Source organism: Pseudomonas sp. TE12234 (assembly GCF_054061835.1).
In genome coordinates, this window is sequence record NZ_JBSSEP010000022.1 from 93,153 (window position 1) to 112,322 (window position 19,170).

At 62.3% G+C, this 19,170-nt stretch carries 16 protein-coding genes and 1 pseudogene; 12 read left to right on the top strand and 5 right to left on the bottom strand.

The features are described 5' to 3' along the window. The first annotated feature begins 42 nt into the window (after window positions 1-42). The 12 genes from ACVWYU_RS26660 to ACVWYU_RS26715 all read left to right on the top strand — a co-directional run bounded on the left by ACVWYU_RS26660 (window position 43) and on the right by ACVWYU_RS26715 (window position 14,020). Window positions 43-1,149 carry a WD40/YVTN/BNR-like repeat-containing protein gene (locus ACVWYU_RS26660; protein WP_090320384.1) on the top strand — a complete coding sequence of 369 codons (1,107 nt, stop codon included), beginning with the start codon at window positions 43-45 and terminating at the stop codon, window positions 1,147-1,149. Between the two features lie 4 nt (window positions 1,150-1,153). After that, entirely contained in the window at window positions 1,154-3,628 is a 2,475-nt protein-coding gene (locus tag ACVWYU_RS26665; protein ID WP_457374105.1) for an efflux RND transporter permease subunit, read from the top strand. Then, entirely contained in the window at window positions 3,618-4,880 is a 1,263-nt protein-coding gene (locus ACVWYU_RS26670) for an MFS transporter (RefSeq protein ID WP_457374106.1), read from the top strand. Before ACVWYU_RS26665 ends, ACVWYU_RS26670 begins: the two co-directional genes overlap by 11 nt. Window positions 4,881-4,893: 13 nt before the next feature. Beyond that, complete coding sequence (locus ACVWYU_RS26675) at window positions 4,894-5,475, top strand: cupin domain-containing protein (protein WP_090320392.1); 582 nt, start codon at window positions 4,894-4,896, stop codon at window positions 5,473-5,475. After that, window positions 5,472-6,455, top strand: coding sequence for a fumarylacetoacetate hydrolase family protein (locus ACVWYU_RS26680; RefSeq protein WP_247254921.1), 984 nt, complete (start codon window positions 5,472-5,474; stop codon window positions 6,453-6,455). The genes ACVWYU_RS26675 and ACVWYU_RS26680 overlap by 4 nt, the downstream gene beginning before the upstream one ends. Window positions 6,456-6,465: 10 nt before the next feature. Beyond that, a complete protein-coding gene (locus tag ACVWYU_RS26685; RefSeq protein ID WP_390956427.1) occupies window positions 6,466-7,470 on the top strand; it encodes an NAD-dependent epimerase/dehydratase family protein in 1,005 nt (334 codons plus the stop codon). After that, window positions 7,448-8,242, top strand: a complete 795-nt coding sequence (locus tag ACVWYU_RS26690) for a cyclase family protein (RefSeq protein WP_390956426.1) — start codon at window positions 7,448-7,450, stop codon at window positions 8,240-8,242. The genes ACVWYU_RS26685 and ACVWYU_RS26690 overlap by 23 nt, the downstream gene beginning before the upstream one ends. Before the next feature lie 61 nt (window positions 8,243-8,303). Next, the gene (locus ACVWYU_RS26695; RefSeq protein ID WP_390956425.1) at window positions 8,304-9,959 is read left to right on the top strand and encodes an arylsulfatase; all 1,656 of its coding nucleotides are present in this window, start codon (window positions 8,304-8,306) and stop codon (window positions 9,957-9,959) included. Between the two features lie 107 nt (window positions 9,960-10,066). Then, window positions 10,067-10,663 carry a DJ-1/PfpI family protein gene (locus tag ACVWYU_RS26700; RefSeq protein ID WP_247254917.1) on the top strand — a complete coding sequence of 199 codons (597 nt, stop codon included), beginning with the start codon at window positions 10,067-10,069 and terminating at the stop codon, window positions 10,661-10,663. A 118-nt stretch (window positions 10,664-10,781) separates the two neighbouring features. Continuing rightward, window positions 10,782-12,071, top strand: a complete 1,290-nt coding sequence (locus ACVWYU_RS26705) for an NAD(P)/FAD-dependent oxidoreductase (RefSeq protein WP_457374107.1) — start codon at window positions 10,782-10,784, stop codon at window positions 12,069-12,071. Between the two features lie 25 nt (window positions 12,072-12,096). Then, window positions 12,097-12,651, top strand: coding sequence for a helix-turn-helix domain-containing protein (locus ACVWYU_RS26710; protein WP_090320414.1), 555 nt, complete (start codon window positions 12,097-12,099; stop codon window positions 12,649-12,651). 22 nt (window positions 12,652-12,673) lie between these two features. Then, window positions 12,674-14,020 (top strand): glutamine synthetase family protein, encoded by a 1,347-nt coding sequence (locus ACVWYU_RS26715; RefSeq protein WP_457374108.1) that lies wholly within the window; start codon window positions 12,674-12,676, stop codon window positions 14,018-14,020. On the opposite strand, the gene ACVWYU_RS26720 is transcribed toward ACVWYU_RS26715, so the two are convergent. The 5 genes and pseudogenes from ACVWYU_RS26720 to ACVWYU_RS26740 form a co-directional block, all read right to left on the bottom strand. Further along, window positions 13,989-14,678: a TetR/AcrR family transcriptional regulator gene (locus ACVWYU_RS26720; protein WP_457374109.1), complete on the bottom strand. Its 690-nt coding sequence runs from the start codon at window positions 14,676-14,678 to the stop codon at window positions 13,989-13,991. The two genes, ACVWYU_RS26715 and ACVWYU_RS26720, sit on opposite strands and share 32 nt — an antisense overlap. Before the next feature lie 72 nt (window positions 14,679-14,750). Continuing rightward, entirely contained in the window at window positions 14,751-16,178 is a 1,428-nt protein-coding gene (locus tag ACVWYU_RS26725; protein WP_457374110.1) for a purine-cytosine permease family protein, read from the bottom strand. A gap of 97 nt (window positions 16,179-16,275) precedes the next feature. Further along, window positions 16,276-17,418: an acyl-CoA dehydrogenase family protein gene (locus tag ACVWYU_RS26730; RefSeq protein ID WP_247254912.1), complete on the bottom strand. Its 1,143-nt coding sequence runs from the start codon at window positions 17,416-17,418 to the stop codon at window positions 16,276-16,278. Further along, the gene (locus ACVWYU_RS26735; protein WP_457374111.1) at window positions 17,408-18,574 is read right to left on the bottom strand and encodes a CaiB/BaiF CoA transferase family protein; all 1,167 of its coding nucleotides are present in this window, start codon (window positions 18,572-18,574) and stop codon (window positions 17,408-17,410) included. The genes ACVWYU_RS26730 and ACVWYU_RS26735 overlap by 11 nt, the downstream gene beginning before the upstream one ends. Window positions 18,575-18,705: 131 nt before the next feature. After that, window positions 18,706-19,170, bottom strand: a pseudogene (locus ACVWYU_RS26740) (urocanate hydratase); the annotation flags it as partial.

Sequence of the window (19,170 nt, forward strand, 5' to 3'; positions counted from 1 at the left end):
GTTCAAGGATCGTGATCCGGCCCACAGGTTTCGAGGTCGGTAATGAACAGAATCTGTCAGGTAGTGGGTCGGCTGATGTGGCTGGTGGCCCTGCCGTTGGCGATGCCGTTGAGCCTCGCCCATGGCGCGGCGGTGACGGACGCGCTGAACACCCCGGCGATGCGGGCGCCGCAGGCACAGCATGCAGTACTGCTGGACCTGGCCCGTGCGGGGACGCGATTGGTGGCGGTGGGGGAGCGGGGCATCGTGCTGCTTTCCGATGACAATGGCAAAAGCTGGCGTCAGGCCGAGGTGCCGGTGTCGGTGAGTCTGACGGCGGTGCAGTTTATCGATGCCGATACGGGCTGGGCGGTCGGTCATGCCGGTGTCGTGCTCGTCTCCCGCGATGGGGGTGAACACTGGCGCTTGCAACTGGACGGAAACCGTGCGGCGCAACTTGAGTTGCAAGCCGCCAGGCAGCAACTGTCCACCGCGAGCGATCCCGACGCAGCCGCCGCACGCGTGCAGACGGCTGAGCGGTTCGTCAGCGAAGGCCAGGACAAACCCTTCCTCGCACTCAAGTTCGTCGATGAGCTGCACGGCCTGATTGTCGGTGCCTACGGCCTGGCATTCCACACGGACGATGGTGGCCGCACCTGGCAGTCGTTGATGGGCCGAATCGACAATCCGATGGGGGCTCATCTGTATGCCATTGCGCGGCAGGGCGAGCACTGGTTTGTCGCGGGCGAGCAGGGTTATCTGGCCCGTTCCGACGATGCCGGCCAGTCGTTCATGGCGCTCCAGAGCCCCTATGCCGGCAGCTTCTTTGCCCTGCAGATCCGCGACGACGGGACATTGCTGGCGGCGGGTCTGAAGGGCAACGCGTTTGTCTCCAACGACTTGGGCGAAAGCTTCCAGCCCGCACCGGTTGCACTGCCCGTTTCCTTCAGCGATGCCATTCGCACCGACGACGGCCAACTGCTGCTGGTCAATCAGAGCGGCGCGTTGTTTCGCACCAGTGGCCAGTCGGGTGCGTTTCTGAAGCCTTACGGCCAACCACTCGGCATACCGGTCGCCAGCGTGGTCGAGGCCGCGGACGGCAGTCTGGTGCTGGCGGGTTTCACCGGTTTGGCGCGGGTTTCGCCGCCCACCGCTATTGCTTCGGAGTGAGGTTATGAAGCCATTCGACAACGCCACGGCCAGCCTGGCGAATTTTGATCCACGTTCGGGCTCGGTGGTTGAGCGCACGCTGTTCAATCATCGCCTGTGGGTGCTGCTGGTCTGTGTTCTGACCACCCTGGTGTTGGGTTATCAAGCGACGCGTATCGAGCTGAACGCCAGCTTCGAGAAGATGATTCCGACCCAACAGCCCTACATCGCCAATTACCTTGAGCACCAGCAACAGCTGAGTGGACTGGGCAATGCCTTGCGCATTGTGGTGGCCAACCGGCATGGCGATATCTACGACGCCGAGTACCTGAAAACCCTGCAAGCCATGAGCGATAAGCTGTACCTGTTGCCCGGCGTAGACCGTGCGTACATGAAGTCCTTATGGACGCCGGCTACGCGCTGGGTGGCGGTGACTGAAGATGGCCTGGATGGCGGCCCGGTGATTCCCGATGACTACAGCGGCACCCCGGCCAACCTTGAAGCGTTGCGGCGAAATGTGCAGCGCTCCAACGAGCTGGGGCAACTGGTGGCGTATGACCAGACCTCAAGCATCATTTACGTGCCGCTGCTGGCCAACACGGCCGATGGCCAACCGCTGAACTATTCGACCCTCTCGGATCAACTGGAGGCGCTTCGCAATACCTATCAAAACGACAGGATCGACATTCACATCACCGGTTTTGCGAAAAAAGTCGGCGACCTGATCGCTGGTTTGAAACAGATTCTGTTGTTCTTTGCCGTGGCGATCGTGATTACCACGGCGGTGCTCTTTTGGTACACCCGCTGCCTGCGCAGCACCTTGCTGGTGGTGTTCTGTTCCCTGGTGGCGGTGGTCTGGCAGCTCGGTTTACTGCCATTGCTCAACTATCAACTGGACCCGTACTCGGTGCTGGTGCCGTTTTTGGTGTTCGCCATCGGCATGAGCCACGGTGCGCAAAAAATGAACGGCATCATGCAGGACATTGGCCGTGGCATGCATCGGGTGGTGGCGGCGCGCTTCACGTTCCGACGCTTGTTCCTGGCCGGGCTGACGGCGCTGCTGTGTGATGCCGTGGGGTTCGCGGTGCTGATGCTGATCAAGATCCAGGTCATACAAGACCTCGCGGTGATCGCCAGTATTGGCGTGGCGGTGCTGATCTTCACCAATCTGATCCTGCTTCCCGTGCTGCTTTCCTACATCGGCGTAACGCCCCGTGCAGCGCAACTGAGCCTCAAAAGCGAACAAACCGAACAGGCCGGCCAGCGTCGTCATGCCTTCTGGCGGTTCCTCGATCTGTTTACCCGGCGTCGTTGGGCCAGCGTGTGTATCGCCATCAGCCTGGCCCTGGCGGCCGTCGGCTTTGCGGTCAGCCTGCAACTGAAAATCGGCGATCTCGACGCCGGTGCGCCGGAGTTGCGCGCAGACTCGCGCTACAACCTGGATGATGCGTTCCTCACCCGTCATTACGGTGCCAGCAGCGATCTGTTTGCAGTGATGGTCAAAACCCCGGCCAGCAGCTGCGCGCGGTACGACATCCTGGCCAAGGTGGATGCTCTGGACTGGCAACTGCGCGCCTTGCCGGGCGTGGATTCGACCAACTCCCTGGCGCTGCTGAACCGGCGCATGCTGGTCGGCCTCAGCGAAGGCAACGCCAAGTGGTACGAGCTGCAGAACAACCAGGCGATGCTCAACATGATCACCGCCAGCGCGCCCCGTGGCTTGTACAACGAAGATTGCAGCCTGCTGACGCTGTACGCCTATCTCACCGACCACAAGGCCGAGACCCTGACACGTCTGGTCGAGCACGTTGAGCAGTTTGCCGCGGCCAACAACACCGATGAAGTCCAGTTCCTGCTGGCGGCGGGCAATGCCGGTATCGAGGCCGCCACCAACATCGTGGTCAAGCAAGCCAACCGCGAGATGCTGTTCTGGGTGTATGGCGCGGTGATCCTGCTGTGCCTGATCACCTTTCGCTCCTGGCGCGCCACGCTGTGCGCGGTGATCCCGCTGATGGTCACGTCGATTCTCTGCGAAGCGCTGATGGTCTGGCTGAACATAGGCGTGAAGGTCGCCACGCTGCCGGTCATCGCCCTGGGCGTGGGCATCGGTGTCGACTACGCGCTGTACGTGATGAGCATTCTGCTCGGTCATCTGCGCCAGGGTGCGAGCCTGTCTGAAGCCTATTACCGGGCGCTGGTGTCGACCGGCAAGGTGGTGATGCTGACGGGCATCACCCTGGCCATTGGCGTGGCCACCTGGATTTTTTCACCGATCAAATTTCAGGCCGACATGGGCGTGCTGCTGGCCTTCATGTTTGTCTGGAACATGGTCGGTGCCCTGGTGTTGCTGCCGGCACTGGCGTACTTCCTGCTGCCGGCCCGCCGCTCGGCGGTCGGTGCCGTGGCACCCGTGAATGTGATCAATGTGTCAGAGCCTGCCAGTCCGGTGGCGGCTGACGTTCCTCACCTGTGCATCAAGGAGAGTTGCCATGTCCGTTGAGCCCGTTGTTGAAGGCACTGCCCAATTAGCCGGACGGCAAGCGGGGATGGCGCAATCGCTGTTGCTGCTGCTGGGAAGTTGCCTGCCGGTATTGGGCGCGGTATTGCTGGCGCCGGTGTTGCCGCGCATGCAGGCGCATTTCAGCGATGTCGCCGGCAGCGCCGTGCTGGTTCCGGTTGTGCTGACCTTGCCGGCGTTGGTGATCGCGCTGTTGGCGCCTTTCGCCGGGATGATCGCTGATCACCTCGGTCGCAAGCCGCTGTTGCTGGCGAGCATGTGTCTGTACGTCCTCTGCGGGGTGCTGCCGCTGTGGCTTGATTCGCTACAGGCCATCGTCCTTAGCCGGGCCGGGATCGGCCTGGCCGAGGCGGGCATCATGACCTGCTGCACCACGCTGATGGGCGACTACTACAGCGGTCGCAGGCGTGAACGGTTGTTCGCCTTGCAGATGGTCGCGACGTCGCTGTCAGCTGCGGTGTTTATCGCGGTAGGTGGCTTTCTCGGCCAGAACGACTGGCGCACGCCTTTTGCGTTGTATGCAGTGGGTCTGATCTTCCTGCCACTGATGGCCTGGCAGCTTTGGGAACCCCAGGCCCGCGCGGCGGCTGCGCAACCGGTGCCGCCCTTGGCGCCCGGAGCATTTCCTTGGCGCGCGCTCACACCCCTGTACGCATTGGCACTGCTGGCGGGTTTGAGTCTGTTCATCGTGCCGGTGCAGGCCGGTTATCTGCTTAACCTGTTGCGTGTGGATGCTCCGCAGCAAATCGGTATGACCATGGGCGCCAATCAGTTGGGCGTGCTTGTCGGTGCGCTGGGCTTCCGTTTGTTCAGCGGCCTGCGTAGGCCACACGTGCTGTTGATTGCCTATGCGCTGGCGGGGGTTGGCGGCTTGTTGATGTCCGACGCCTTGAGCCATGTGCAAGTGGTGGTTGCCGTGCTGATCAATGGCCTGGGCATCGGCTTGATGCTGCCCACGTTGATCACCTGGATCATGGCGCAAGTCAATTTCCACCAGCGCGGAAGGGCTTCGGGTTGCTTCACCGCCGCCATCTTCGCCGGTGAATTCATCAGCCCGCTGGTCGTGCTGGGCATCACCCAGGGCGTTGCCATGGCGCTGCCGCATGTGTTGGCAATCGTCGGCGGGCTGCAATTGCTGGTGGCGGTGTTTTGTCTGGCGGTGCCCAGGCTCGGTGGACGGTTGGTCGATGCCAACGTTGTGGTCGGTGGCACCCCCACCGGCAATGGAAACTGAACGAGGATTTTTCATGCAAGCGCTTCCTGAATTCAAACGCGTGGTCACCGGCCACAACGCACAAGGCCAGGCGATCGTCGCCAGCAACGGGCCGACGCCGAATGTGTTCCCTCTGCTGGCCGTGCCCGGCACGGTCTTTCATGAGCTGTGGAACAGCAGCACCAGCCCGGCTGTGCTGGATAACGCCAGTGATCCCGGCAGCAAACCCTTGCAACTGAGCCCCGGACCGCAGGGCAGCGTGATTCGTGTGGTGGACATTCCACCGGACAGCGTGCAGAACCAAGTCAGCGATGAAAGTGCCGCGGCAGTGTTTGCTGAAATCGGTGAATCCCACGCCGGTACGGGCCAGGCCAACGCCCGGCACAAACTGATGCACCGCACCGAAACCCTCGACTACGGGATCGTCACCGAGGGCGAAGTGTGGCTGGTGCTGGATGAGGAGGAAGTGCACCTCAAACGCGGTGACGTGGTGGTGCAACGCGGCACCAACCATGCCTGGAGCAATCGCACCGAGGCCATGGCGCGCATGGTCTTCATTCTTCTTGACGGGCGCTTCGCCCCTGAGCTGGGCACTGATCGGGGAGCCAAGGCATGAAACTCGCCACTCTGAAAAACGGCAGCCGTGATGGCCGGCTGGTGATCGTCTCGCGGGACCTGAAGTGGGCGCTGGACGCCAGCCCGGTCGCGCTGACCTTGCAACAGGCCATTGAAAACTGGGACAGCGCCGAGCCGCGCTTGCAGGCACTGGCTACCCGGCTGAATGCGCAGGAGGCACGAGAGGCGTTTACCTTTGACCCGGCCCAGGCGATGGCGCCGTTGCCGCGTGCCTATCAGTGGTGCGATGGCTCGGCATTCCTCAGCCATGGTGCGCTGATGCAAAAGGCTTTCAACCTTGACCCCATCGAAGGTGCCGAGCACACACCGCTGATGTACCAGGGCGCGGGTGATGATTTCATCGGTGCAAACGACGATATCCCACTGCCCAGCGAAAGCCAGGGCATCGACTTCGAAGGTGAGTATGGGGTGTTGGTCGATGACGTGCCCATGGGCTGTACAGCCGGGCAGGCGCTTCAACACATCAAGCTGATTCTGCAAATCAACGATGTGAGTCTGCGGGCCCTGGCCCCACGGGAAATGACCACCGGATTTGGCTTTCTGCAAGCCAAGCCCTCATCCAGCTTCGCCCCGCTGGCCATTACACCGGACGAACTGGGCGATGCCTGGCGCGACGGTCGCGTGCATTTGCCCTTGCAGGTGCATTGGAACGGCGAGTGGTTCGGTCATCCCCACGGCGGGCAGATGACCTTCGGTTTTGGCCAGTTGATTGCCCATGCCGCGCTGACCCGCCGGTTGCGCGCCGGCACGCTGATTGGCTCGGGTACGGTCTCGAACGCCGAACGCGAGGCCGGATCGGCCTGCATTGCCGAGCGTCGCGCTATCGAGATGATCGAGCATGGCGTCGCCAAGACCGGCTACATGCGTTTTGGTGACCGTGTGCACATGGAGGTGCTGGGTAACGACGGGCAGTCGTTGTTTGGTGCAATCAATCAACGTGTCGTCAAGGCCGGGTGCTAAGGAGCGGCCTATGCGTGTGTTGATTACCGGTGCCAACGGTTTTGTCGGGCGCGAATTGGTGCGCTGCCTGCTGGCGCGGGGCCGCCTGCGTGGTCAGGTCATCGACTCGTTGTTATTGCTCGATACCGAACTGCAAGGCGTGCCCCAGGATCCGCGTTTACGCCGACATTGCGGCAGCATTACCGATGCGGCCTTGATCCGCCGCGTTCTGGCCGATGGCATCGATGTCGTGTTCCACCTGGTGAGCATTGCCGGTGGCGCGGCGGAGGAGCACTACGAACTGGGTTATCAGGTCAATCTGCTGGCCAGCCTGGAGTTACTCAACCAGCTGCGCAACAAAACGCTGCCGCCGGTGCTGGTGTACGCCAGCAGCGTGGCGGTGTACGGCGGCGATTTGCCGACGAAAATGACCGAACACGCCGAGCTGCGCCCGGAACTGTCCTATGGCACGCACAAAGCCATGGTCGAGCGTGCGGTGATCGACCTCGGCCGGCGCGCGGAAGTGGACGGCCGCGTGTTGCGTCTGCCGGGCATCGTTGCGCGCCCACGTGAACCCAATGGCTTGCGCTCGGCCTTCATGAGCGACTTGTTGCGTTCATTTGCCGAGGGCGAGGCTTATCGTTGCCCGGTTTCGGAGCAGGCAACGGCCTGGTGGATGTCGGCACGCTGCTGTGTGAACAACCTGATTCATGCCGCCGAACTCAATGGCGTCTTGCCTGGATCGCAGCGTGTCTGGCAGTTGCCCGTGCTGCATCTGTCCATTGCCCAGGTGGTCGATGCGTTGGCGGCGAGTTATGGGCAGGAGCGCCGCAGCCTTGTCAGCTATGCCCCGGACGCCCACCTGGAAGCGCTCTTCGGGCGTCTGCCACCCCTGAAAACCCCGCTGGCGCGCGCTGCCGGCTTCAGTCATGACGGCAATGCCGCAGCGCTGATCCGCAACGCTCTGAACCCCGCCACCCCACGCCACTTGTCACTCACTGGAGACAGCCTGTATGTCGCAACCAACCCAGCCTAAACGTCGCCTGGTGGATCTTTCGGTCACCCTGGACAACAACCCTTACACGGACCCACCACCGCTGTTGCCGAAGATCGATTACATGGACCACCAGCAGGGATGGCCGGAAATGGCTGCCATGTTCCCCGGCTTGCAACTGGAACAGATGCCAGGCAAGGAGTCGTGGGCGGCCGAGCGTTTGCAGATCACCACCCACAGCGGGACGCACATGGATGCACCCTGGCATTACGCCTCGACCACCGATGGCGGGCAACCTGCGTTTGGCATTGACGAGTTGCCGCTGGATTGGTGCCTGCAACCGGGGGTGAAGCTGGACTTTCGGCATTTGCCGGACGGGCATGTGGTGACGGCCGATGAGATCGAAGCCGAACTGGCGCGCATTGATCATGTCTTGCAGCCGCTGGAGATCGTGCTGATCAACACCCGTGCCGGCGCCCTGTTTGGTCAGCCGGGCTATCTGGATGCCGGCGTCGGCATTGGCCGGCAAGCCACCCTGTATCTGTTGGAACGCGGTGTGCGGGTCGTGGGCACCGATGCCTGGAGCTGGGACGCGCCGTTCAAATACACCCGCGAACGTTTTGCCGCTGACGGTGATGCCTCGATCATTTGGGAAGGGCACAAGGCCGGGCGCGATATCGGTTATGGGCAAATGGAAAAACTCGCCAACCTCGACGTGTTGCCGGCGAGCGGGTTCCTGGTGTCCTGCTTCCCTTACAAAATCAAGCATGCGTCGGCAGGTTTTGTTCGCGCGGTGGCGATATTCGAAGCGTAAGCGCTGCGCTGGGCAAGTAACGAAATCAACGCTCCTCGATGAACACAATAAGAGAGAAAACATGCCTCGTTTGCGTATGCCTTTAACCTTGCTGATGGGGGCGCTGGCACTGAGCAGTAGCCTGGCCATGGCGGCGAGTGCCGATCCGGCGCAGCCCAATATACTGCTGATTGTCGCCGACGATCTGGGCTATTCAGACCTGGGCAGTTATGGCGGTGAAATCAGCACGCCAACTCTGGATGGACTGGCCCGTGAAGGCATGCAGTTCACCAGCATGTACGCTGCACCCACCTGTTCGATCACGCGATCGATGCTGATGTCCGGCACCGACAACCACCTTGCCGGGCTTGGCACCATGGCCGAAGCCTTGCAGCCCTTTCAGAGGGACAAACCTGGTTATGAGGGCTACCTGAATCGACGTTCCTACTCGATTGCCCAGTTGTTGAAAGAGGGCGGTTACAACACGCTCATGGTGGGTAAATGGCACTTGGGGCTGGAACCTGATCAAGGACCGGATCAGCGTGGATTCGAGCAGTCGTTCACGCTGCTCGAAGGCGGTGCCGCACACTTCAAGCCTTCGAGTGTCGAGCCGACAATACTCGAGCAAGTGCATTACCGTGAGAACGGCAAGGCCGTGGAGTTACCGGACGATTTCTACTCCACGGATTTCTATACCGACAAGCTGATCAGCTACCTGCAAAACAGCAAGAAGGACGGCAAGCCGTTTTTTGCCTATGCCGCCTACACCGCTCCGCACTGGCCCCTGCAAGCCCCCGCGGAATACCTGGATAAGTACAAAGGGCGATTCGATCAGGGCTATGACAGCGTGCGCCTGGCGCGCATCGAACGGATGAAAAGCCTTGGCCTCATGGCCAGCGATGCCCGGCCGGCCAATCCGCTCCCGGTCAATCCAAAACTGCCGGGCTGGCAGCAGTTGAGCCCGGAACAACAACGTGTCGAGGCGCGGAAGATGGAGATCTACGCCGCCATGGTCGATAACCTCGACCATAACATCGGCCGGTTGCTGGATTACCTGCGCAAGAGCGGCCAGTACGACAACACCCTGATCGTGTTCATGTCGGACAACGGCGCGGCAGGGGAGAACCACGCCCGGTTCTATCCGCCTGGGGCGAGCACCGACAATAGTTATGCCAACCTCGGTCGCAAGGGTTCACAGATCGACTATGGCTTGCGCTGGGCCGAGGTCAGCGCGGCACCGTTCCACTTGTTCAAAGGCACTACCGCAGAAGGCGGCATCAGCGTGCCGGCGATCATTCAGATGCCCAAAGCACTGCGTCGCCAGGGACTGGAGCGCGGTGTCGCGAGGGTCGATGACCTGGCGCCAACCTTCCTCGACCTGGCGGGTATACCCGTGCCGAGCGAGGCGCCATCCAACACGAGTAAACACCCTATCACCGGTCAATCCATGCTGCCGATGCTCGCTGGAAAGGGCAGCCCGCACCGTAACGACAGCCTGGCCGGGGAGCTGTTCGGCAATGCCTATTATCGCGAGGGCAACCTCAAGCTGCTGGGCATACGCCCCCAGGCCGGCTTTGGTGACAACGCGCAGCCGCTGCAGTGGCAATTGTTCGATGTGGCGCAGGACCGGGGCGAAACCATCGACCTGGCCGCCAGCCAGCCGGAAACGGTGCAGCGGCTCAAAGCCGCCTGGTTGAAATATGCCGGGCAGGTAGGTGTCGTGTTTGCGCCGCATTAGGACATCGGCGGGTCAGGCGAAATGTATCCATGACAATTTTTTGAATGTCTTGGTAGCCGGGTTTTAGGATGGTGTCACACAACGTCTCCACCTGCCCGAGGCTTCCCATGCACATCGCCATCCTGACTTTCGACGGTTTCAACGAACTCGACTCGCTGATCGCGCTCGGTATCCTCAACCGGGTGCAGCGGCCGGGTTGGCGGGTATCCATTGCCAGTCCCACGCAGCAAGTGCGGTCGATGAATGGCGTGTTGATCGAGGCGCAGGCGACGCTGGAGGACGCCTGCGATGCGGACGCGGTATTGGTGGGCAGCGGGAGAAAGACCCGGGAAGTTGTCGCTGACGCCGCGTTGATGTCCCGGCTTGCACTCGACCCGACCCGGCAGCTGCTCGGTGCTCAGTGCTCGGGCACGCTTGTCATGGCCAGGCTGGGGCTGCTGAACGATGTTCCGGCCTGCACCGACCTGACCACCAGGCCGTGGGTCGAGGAGGCGGGTGTGGCAGTGCTCAATCAGCCGTTCGTGGCCAAGGGGAATGTTGCCACCGCTGGCGGCTGCCTGTCGTCGCAATACCTGGCCGCCTGGTTCATTGCCCGTCTGGAGGGCGTCGAGGCTGCACGCAGCGCGATTCATTACGTCGCCCCGGTGGGCGAGAAAGACGACTACGTGACGCGCGCGATGGCGAATATTTCACGATTTCTGTAGGGCTCCATCGCGAGGGCGGGCTTGTCTGGATGGCGAACGCTGCAATCCACATTGCCTTCGTGAAATTAACGGTGTATTTTTTCATGAAATTATAAAAAATAAATTTCATGAGGCCCGTATGTTTCAGCAGTCCACCCAGCATGTCGCCAGTTTTTACGCCCACAGTTGTGCCGATCGCCTGACCTCCCGGCCGGCGCTGAGGGGCGACCATGACACCGACGTGGTGATCATCGGCGCTGGCTTCAGTGGTCTGCACACCGCGCTGCGTCTGGCTTTGGCCGGCAAACGGGTGACGCTGCTGGAAGCCAGCCGGGTGGCCTGGGCGGCTTCGGGGCGCAACGGCGGGCAGGCGATTCTCGGCTGGTCGTGTGACATGCCGCCGCTGGAGGCCGCCCTGGGTTATGAACGTGCTCGCCGACTGTGGGACGGCATGCGCTGGGCCGCCACGGAGTTGCGTGAACTGCCGGGGCGTCATGGCTTCGACTGCGATTATCGATCCGGCCATCTATGGACTTCGGTCATGCCGCGCCGGGTCAGCCTGTTGACCGAATGGCAACACGAAGCCAGTCACAAGTGGGGCCACGACGGCCTGCAGTTCATTCCCCGCGAGCGGTTGCCCGATTGGGTGGACAGCGATCGCTATCAGGCCGGTCTCTTTGATCCCGAAGGTGCTCACCTCAACCCGCTGAAACTGGCGCTGGGCCTGGCCGCCGCCATCGAGCGCGCGGGTGGGCGCATCCATGAACAGAGCAAGGCGTTGAGTTATCGGGAAGAGGGCGGTGGGTTCCGGGTCCAGACCGAGCGTGGTTCGGTCCGGGCCGATGTGCTGGTCCTGGCGTGCAACGCTTATCTGGATCGCCTCGACCCGAAACTGGCCAGTTGTGTGTTGCCGGTCGGGACTTATCAGGTCGCCACCGCCCCCCTGACGCCCGAGCAGGCCACGGCGCTGCTGCCGACCAATGCCTGCGTCACCGATAACCAGTTCGTCCTCGATTACTTCCGGCGTACCCCGGACAACCGCTTGCTGTTCGGCGGCGGCTGCACCTATCTGGGCGGCATGCCGAAGGACATCGCCGCGGCCACCCGGCCGTTCCTGGAGCGCGTGTTTCCTCAGCTCAAAGGGGTCAAGGTGGACTTCGCCTGGGGCGGCCACATCGACCTCACCCTGAACCGCACACCGGATGTCGGCCGTCAGGGCAATCGCTACTGGCTACAGGGTTACTCGGGCCACGGCGTGCTGCCGACCCTGGCGGCGGCGCGCGCGGTGTCGGATGCGATTCTCGGCCAAACGGATGAGTTGGCGTTGTATCAAGGCTTGAGTAATGGCAGTTTCCCCGGCGGCAAGTACCTGGCCGCGCCGCTGGAAGCGATCGGCAAAGCCTGGTATCGACTGCGCGACAGCATTTGATGAGTCATTCAGCGGAATCCCGGTCATGAACAAGCAAGAAGAAATCGCCGCGTTGGCGATCCTTATTCACGATTTACGCAAGCACAAGAAGTTCACCCTGAAGGAACTGGCGGACCGGATCGGTCGTTCGGTGGGTTTTTTGTCCCAGGTCGAGCGTGGCTTATCCCGGCCAACGGTGGCCGATCTGACGGCGATCAGTGAAACCCTGGGCGTGCCGACCACCTATTTCTACAGTTTGCCCAAACCCAAGGTCCTGCCCTGGGTAACCCGGCCTGACGAGCGCCGTACCTTGTATTACGCCAACGGGATTACCGACATCCTGGTCTCGCCGAAGATGCGCTCGTCGTTCTCGATGCTCGAAAGTCATCTGGAAGCCGGCGCCAGTAGTGGCGACCGGCACCTGACCGACAGCTCGGAGCAGGGCGGCTACGTGCTCGAAGGCGAGTTGACGTTATGGCTGGGCGACGACGAGCCGGTCACCTTGCGCGCCGGCGACAGTTTTCAATTCGACAGTCACACCCGTTGCCGTTACGGCAACCTGACCGAGCAGCCCGCGCGCGTGCTCTGGGTCTACACCTGACAATAACCAAGGAACAACCACGATGGATGCTGCCTGCTCTGATTTGCTCGCCGAAGTGCGTGCCTTTCGCCAACGCTACCCCGAGGTGCGGTATGTCGACCTGATTTCCCTGGACATTCCGGGGCACTTTTACGGCAAGCGTTATCCCGTAGAGATGCTGGAAAAAGTCGCGGCTGGCAGCGCCCTCAAGCTGCCGCAAAACTGCGTGTTGCTGGGCGTGCAGGGCGGGTTGTTCAAGATCGGTGACTACTGCTTCAACGACGGTGACCCGGACGCGTTGCGGCGGCTGGTGCCTGGCACGCTCAAACCGGTGACCTGGGAAGCGCAGCCCCTGGGGCAGATGCTGATTACCTCCGACGGCACCGAAAAGCCGATCGTCTTCGAGCCGCGCGAGGTGCTGGCACAAGTGCTGGACCGGCTGGCGCGCAAAGGCATTCATCCGGTGGTGGCGTTCGAACTGGAGTTTTACCTGTTCGATAAAAAACTGCGTGACGGCTTGCCGCAGTTCCCCCGCGATGACTTGACTGACGATGCCGATGATCAACCGAACATGCACATCGAGCGCCTGTCGCGCTTTGCGCCGGTGCTGGATGAAATGGTCGAGGCGACGCGAGCCCAGGGCATCGATGCCACGGTGATTACCGCAGAGTTGGGACCGGGTCAGTTCGAGATCAATTTCGGCCATCTCGACGACGGTTTGCGTGCGGCCGACTGGGCTGCTCTGTTCTGCCGCAGCACCCGTGGCGTCGCGCTTAAGCACGGCTACCGCGCCAGCTTCATGGCCAAGCCTTACTTGCAGCACCCGGGCAGCGGCATGCATGTGCATGTCAGCCTGTACGATGCCGACGGTAAAAACCTGCTGGCCGCCAACCAGCAGCAACCCCTGCGCCATGCCGTGGCCGGTTGCCTGGAATTGCTGCCGCACAGCATGCCGATCTTCGCGCCGAACCAGAACGCCTATCGCCGTCTCGGCGGCACCACAAACGTGGCCACCCATGCGAGCTGGGGCTTTGAAGATCGCGATGCGTGCCTGCGCATTCCCGAGTCGGACGCGAAAAACCTGCGCATCGAATATCGCCTGGCCGGTGCCGATGCCAACCCTTATCTGGTGTTGGCGGCGATTCTGGTCGGGCTCGAACATGGCCTGCAAGCCGGCAAGGAGCCGATTCCGCCACTCAACGAAGACCGCAACAGCGGCATCGACTTCCCGCTGGAAATGCTCGAAGCCGTGCGCGCGATGCAGCATCAACCGCAACTGCGCGAAGGCCTGGGGGCGGAATTCGTGTATGTGTATTGCGAGAACAAACGTCAGGATCATCTGGCGTTCATGCAGGAAATCAGTGCCCGGGAATATCGCTGGTATCTGTGAGGCCAGACGGCCCTCGATCTGCCCGGTGCGTTCGCTTCGGCGGCCGGGCAGGCGGGGTTAAACCGGCAGTGCCACCGGCGATCATGCCCGTGACGCAGTGTGTGAACAGGTCTGCCAATTGCTGTTCACTGATGTCGACCTCGATCCACAGTGACTGGCCGTACAGCAGGCCCATCACCGCATGGGTGATCAGGCCGGCCTCTTGCTCGTGATGGCCGCGGTCCTTGTATTCGTCGGCGATGATCGTGCGCAACAGGGCGCGGTAGGCGTCTTTCAACTGGTTGGCCTGGCGCTGGTGTTCTTCGTCGAGATTGACGAACTCACGGGTGACCAGCACCAGCCGCTGCTTCTCTCGCCGATTGAACGCGACGAAGGCCTGGACGAAACGGCGCAGGCGTTCCCGTGGAGTCTTCGCGCCTCTCATCCGGCGCTTGGTGTCGAGCAACAAGTCCGACAGTGCCGACTCAATGAGTTCGAACAGCAAGCATTGTTTGTTTTCGATGTGGTGGTACAGGGACCCGGCGTGCAGCCCCAGGTGGCTCGCCAGGTCGCGCAGGCCGATGGCCTGAAAACCGTGGCGGGCAAACAGTTCGATGGCGGCGTCCAGCAGTCGGTCGCGGGCACGGGTGGCGGGAGGCGAGGAGGCAATGGCGAGCATGGGAAACCCGGGCGCTGTGTGGTGAAAGGGGGCAGTGGCGGCCCGCTCGGGCCGCCCTGCGGTGACGGTGGATCAAACCGGGCTGGCGTCTTGCGGAAGAATCAGTTGCGCGGGAACCCGATGCAACGAGTGACGTGCCGCCAGGTAGTAAATCAGCGCCGGCACGGTCAATCCGATCAGCCATGAAATATCGGTACCGCCCAGGGGTTCAACCAGGGGCCCGGTGTAGAAACTGGTGGCGATGAACGGCAACTGGATCACCACGCCGAGGGCATACACCGCGATGCCCGTGACGTTCCAGCGTCCATAGCGGCCATCCGGGTCGCTGAGGGCGGGGATGTCGTAGCGTTCCTTGGTGACCAGGTAGTAGTCCACCAGGTTGATGGCGCTCCAGGGGGTGAAAAACGCCAGCAGGAACAGAATGAAAGCCGAGAAATCGTGCAGGAAGGAATGCCTGCCCAGCAATGCCAGGGCCGTGGCAAACCCGACCATGACCAGGATGTAGATCAGGCGCACGGTCCTGGAGATGTCCCGGTTGCCGCGAAAGCCGCTGATGATGGTGGCCAGCGACATGAAGCTGCCGTAGGCATTGAGGGTGGTAATGGTCACCTTGCCAAACACAATGCTGAAAAACAGCAGTGAAGCGACAACGCCGCTGGCGCCCATGCCAACGATGTAGGCCACCTCGTGACCGGCAAACTGGTCGCCCGCCAGGGCGGCTACGAACACGCCAAAGACCATGGAAATCTGCGTGCCGATGACAGAGCCCAGGCCCACCGCAAGGAAGGTTTTCCAGGCTGAGGTGGTTCTCGGCAGGTAGCGCGAGTAGTCGGCGACATAGGGACCGAAGGCGATCTGCCAGGAAGCCGAGAGTGAGATCGCCAGCAGAAAGCTGCTGAGGGAAAAATGCCGATTGCCGAGCAGCTCGCCGATGTCATGCACCGACAGCAGGCGGTAGAACAGATAGAAGAACGACACCACGCCGATCAGGCTCGACAAGCGCCCGATCAAGTGGATGGTGCGGTAGCCCAGCACCGTCAGCACGACGATCATCGCGGCGAAAATCAGGATGCCGGCGGCGTCGCTGACATTGATCAACTGGCTGATCGCCTGACCCGCCAGCACCGAGCCACTGGCGGAAAAGCCCACGTACATCAGGCACACCAGAACGATCGGTATGACAGCGCCATAGACGCCAAATTGCACGCGACTGGAGATCATCTGCGGCAGGCCCAGTTGCGGGCCCTGTGCGGCGTGCAGCGCCATGATCGCGCCGCCCAGCAATTGCCCGAGCAACAGGCCGACCAGGGACCAGAACACATCGCCGCCGAGCACGACAGCCAGGGCCCCGGTGACAATCGCGGTCACTTGCAGGTTGGCGCCGAACCAGAGGGTGAATTGACTGAGCAGTCGGCCGTGGCGCTCCGACTCGGGTATGTAATCGATGGATCGCCGTTCTATATACGTCTTGCGCTGCGCACTTTCTTTGGAGGCGGACATGGCGGTTCCTCTCGGGTGTCGTTCGATACGACAGCCTTCTCGTGGTTGAAATACTCAGGAGGAGGGCCTGCAGGACAGGCCCGGTTGTTTCGCTCGGTTAGCGTTGGGCGTCGAGCAGACTTCGCGAAATGATGATTTTCTGCACTTCGGATGTGCCTTCGAAAATGCGCAGGATCCGCGCGTCACGCACATAGCGCTCCAGCGGCAGATCACGAATGTAGCCATAGCCGCCATGCAGCTGCAGCGCGGCGTCGGTGACGAAACCGGCACACTCGGCGGCGACCAGTTTGGCGGTCGCCGAATCGAGGCTGAAGCGTTCACCGCTGTCGCGCCGGGCGGCCGCTTTCCAGGTGAGCATGCGCGCACTTTCCAGCTGCGCGTACATGTCGGCCAGGCGCCATTGGGTGCCTTGATAGGCCGCCAGCGGTTTGGGCCCGATCTGCCGTTCGCGGACCCAGTTCAGGCTCGCTTGCAGGGCCGCATTGGCAATACCCAACGACATCGCGGCGACTTCCACGCGACCCCGGTCCAGCACGGCCATGGCGGTGTTGAAGCCGGCACCTTCGACGCCCAGCAGCGCCGAATCGGGCAGCCAGCAGTCCAGGGCCAGCTCATAGATCGTGCTGCCGCGCAGCCCCATGGTTTTTTCCGGGCTGGAGAAACTGATCCCTTCGGTGCCCTTGGCAATCATGAAGGCGCTGATGCCCTTGTGGCCGGCGTCGGCATCGGTCTTGGCATAGAGCACGATAAAGTCGGCCTCGCGGGCGTTGGTGATGTAGTGCTTGCTGCCACGCACCCGCCAGCCGCCGTCTTCGCGTTGGGCACGGCAACGCATGTCGGCCGGGTTGGAACCGGCCGCCGGCTCTGTCAGGGCAAAGGCGCCGAGCAATTCACCACTGGCGGCTCGGGGCAACCACTGCTGTTTCTGTGCTTCGGTGCCGCCGAGCAGGATCGAGTCGGTCGCCAGGAAGTGCGCGGTCAATGCCGATGCCGTGGAGGCACAGGCACCCGCGACGGCTTCCACCACGCGGCTCATGGCCAGGCTGCCAATGCCCAGGCCTCCGTACTCCTCTGGCAGGTTGATGCCCATGCCGCCCAGCTCGGCCAGTGCCTTGAGGCTCTCGGCACAGAAGGTTTCGCTTTCGTCGTAATGTTGGGCGAGTGGCTGGATCACCTCGCGAGCCACTTTTTCGGCGGTTTCGATGACGGCCAGTTCGACCTGATCCAATTCAAAGTTCATGGGAAAGCTCCTGTTTGTTCAGTCCAAATGCCTGGTTGTCGGCGCCCAGATGGGGCGCGTGGGTGACGGCATGGGGTTTGTGACCGTTGAAGAAAACGGGTTGCGGCACCAGCGGCTGTGCAGAGCCCTGTGGGTGCACCATCAGTTGACGCACTTGCGCCTGTTCGCTGGCGGCCGCCTGGGCGAGGTTCCACACAGGCGAGGACGGCACGCCTGCGTCGAGCAGGATGTCGCAGACCTGATCGACGCTCAGCTGGCGGGTCCAGGCTTCGATTTCGGCGCGCAGCAGCGGCTCGTTGAGGGTGCGTTGCGGGTCATCGGCAAAGCGTGGGTCGGTGCCCAGCCCGGGTTTGCCCAGGCAGTCGCACAGGCGCTGGAACAGCTTGTTGCTGGCCACGGCAATCACCACCTGGCCATCGGCGGCGCGGTAGGTATCGAAGGGCGTCGAGACCGGATGGCGGTTGCCGACCAGGCCAGGTGCCACGCCATGGGCGAAGAGGTTGGACAGGCCGGTCATTTGCAGGCTGAACAGCACATCGAACATGGCGACGTCGATGTATTGCGCGCCGGGTGCATGCCGCTCCCGGGCGAACAGCGCGCTGCTGATGGCCCACGCGGCATACACCCCGGCGCACAGATCGCCGATGGCCTCACCGCTGCGGGTGGGGCCGGTCTCGGCGAAACCGGTGACGCTCATCAGCCCCGACATCGCCTGGGCGACGATGTCATAGGCCGGATTGCCCGACAGCGGGCCGTGCTGGCCAAAGCCGGAAATGCTCGCGTAGATCAGTTGGGGGTTGTATTGCTTGAGGGTGTCGAAATCGATGCCCAGGCGCTGGGTCACGCCGGGACGAAAATTTTCCACGACAACGTCGGCGTCGCGTACCAGCTCGTACAGCCGGGCGCGATCGGCGGTGGACTTGAAGTCCATCTCGACGCTGCGTTTTCCGCGATTGATCAGGCCGAAATAGACGCTCTCGCCATCCTTGAACGGGCCCAGGTGGCGACTGTCGTCACCGTGCCCCGGGACTTCGAATTTGATGACGTCGGCGCCCAGGTCCGCGAGCATGGCGGTGCAATGCGGACCGGCCAGCACGCGGCTCAGGTCGAGCACGCGCACGCCCTGAAGTTGTTGGGTAAACGGGATGCTGCTCATGGCAGGTTCCTCGATGAAGGACGGCTGTTTTTTTGTAGGAGCGAGCCTGCTCGCGATGGTGTGTCATTCACCGCTGTGTCGACTGACACGCCATCGCGAGCCCGCTCGCTCCCACATAAAGCGGTTTTGCGTTATTGACCGGTAATCATCGGCAGGTTCAGGCCCTGTTCCCTGGCGCAGTCGATGGCGATCTGGTAACCGGCATCGGCGTGACGCATGACACCGGTGGCCGGGTCGTTGTGCAGCACGCGGGCGATACGCTCGGCCGCTTCGTCGGTACCGTCGCAGACAATCACCATGCCCGAGTGCTGGGAGAAGCCCATGCCGACGCCGCCGCCGTGGTGCAGCGACACCCAGGTCGCGCCGCTTGCGGTGTTGAGCAGGGCGTTGAGCAGTGGCCAGTCGGACACGGCGTCGGAGCCGTCCTGCATCGATTCGGTTTCGCGGTTCGGGCTGGCCACCGAACCGGAGTCCAGGTGGTCGCGACCGATGACGATTGGCGCGGACAATTCACCGCTGCGCACCATTTCGTTGAACGCCAGGCCCAACTTGGCGCGCAGGCCCAGGCCGACCCAGCAGATACGGGCCGGCAGACC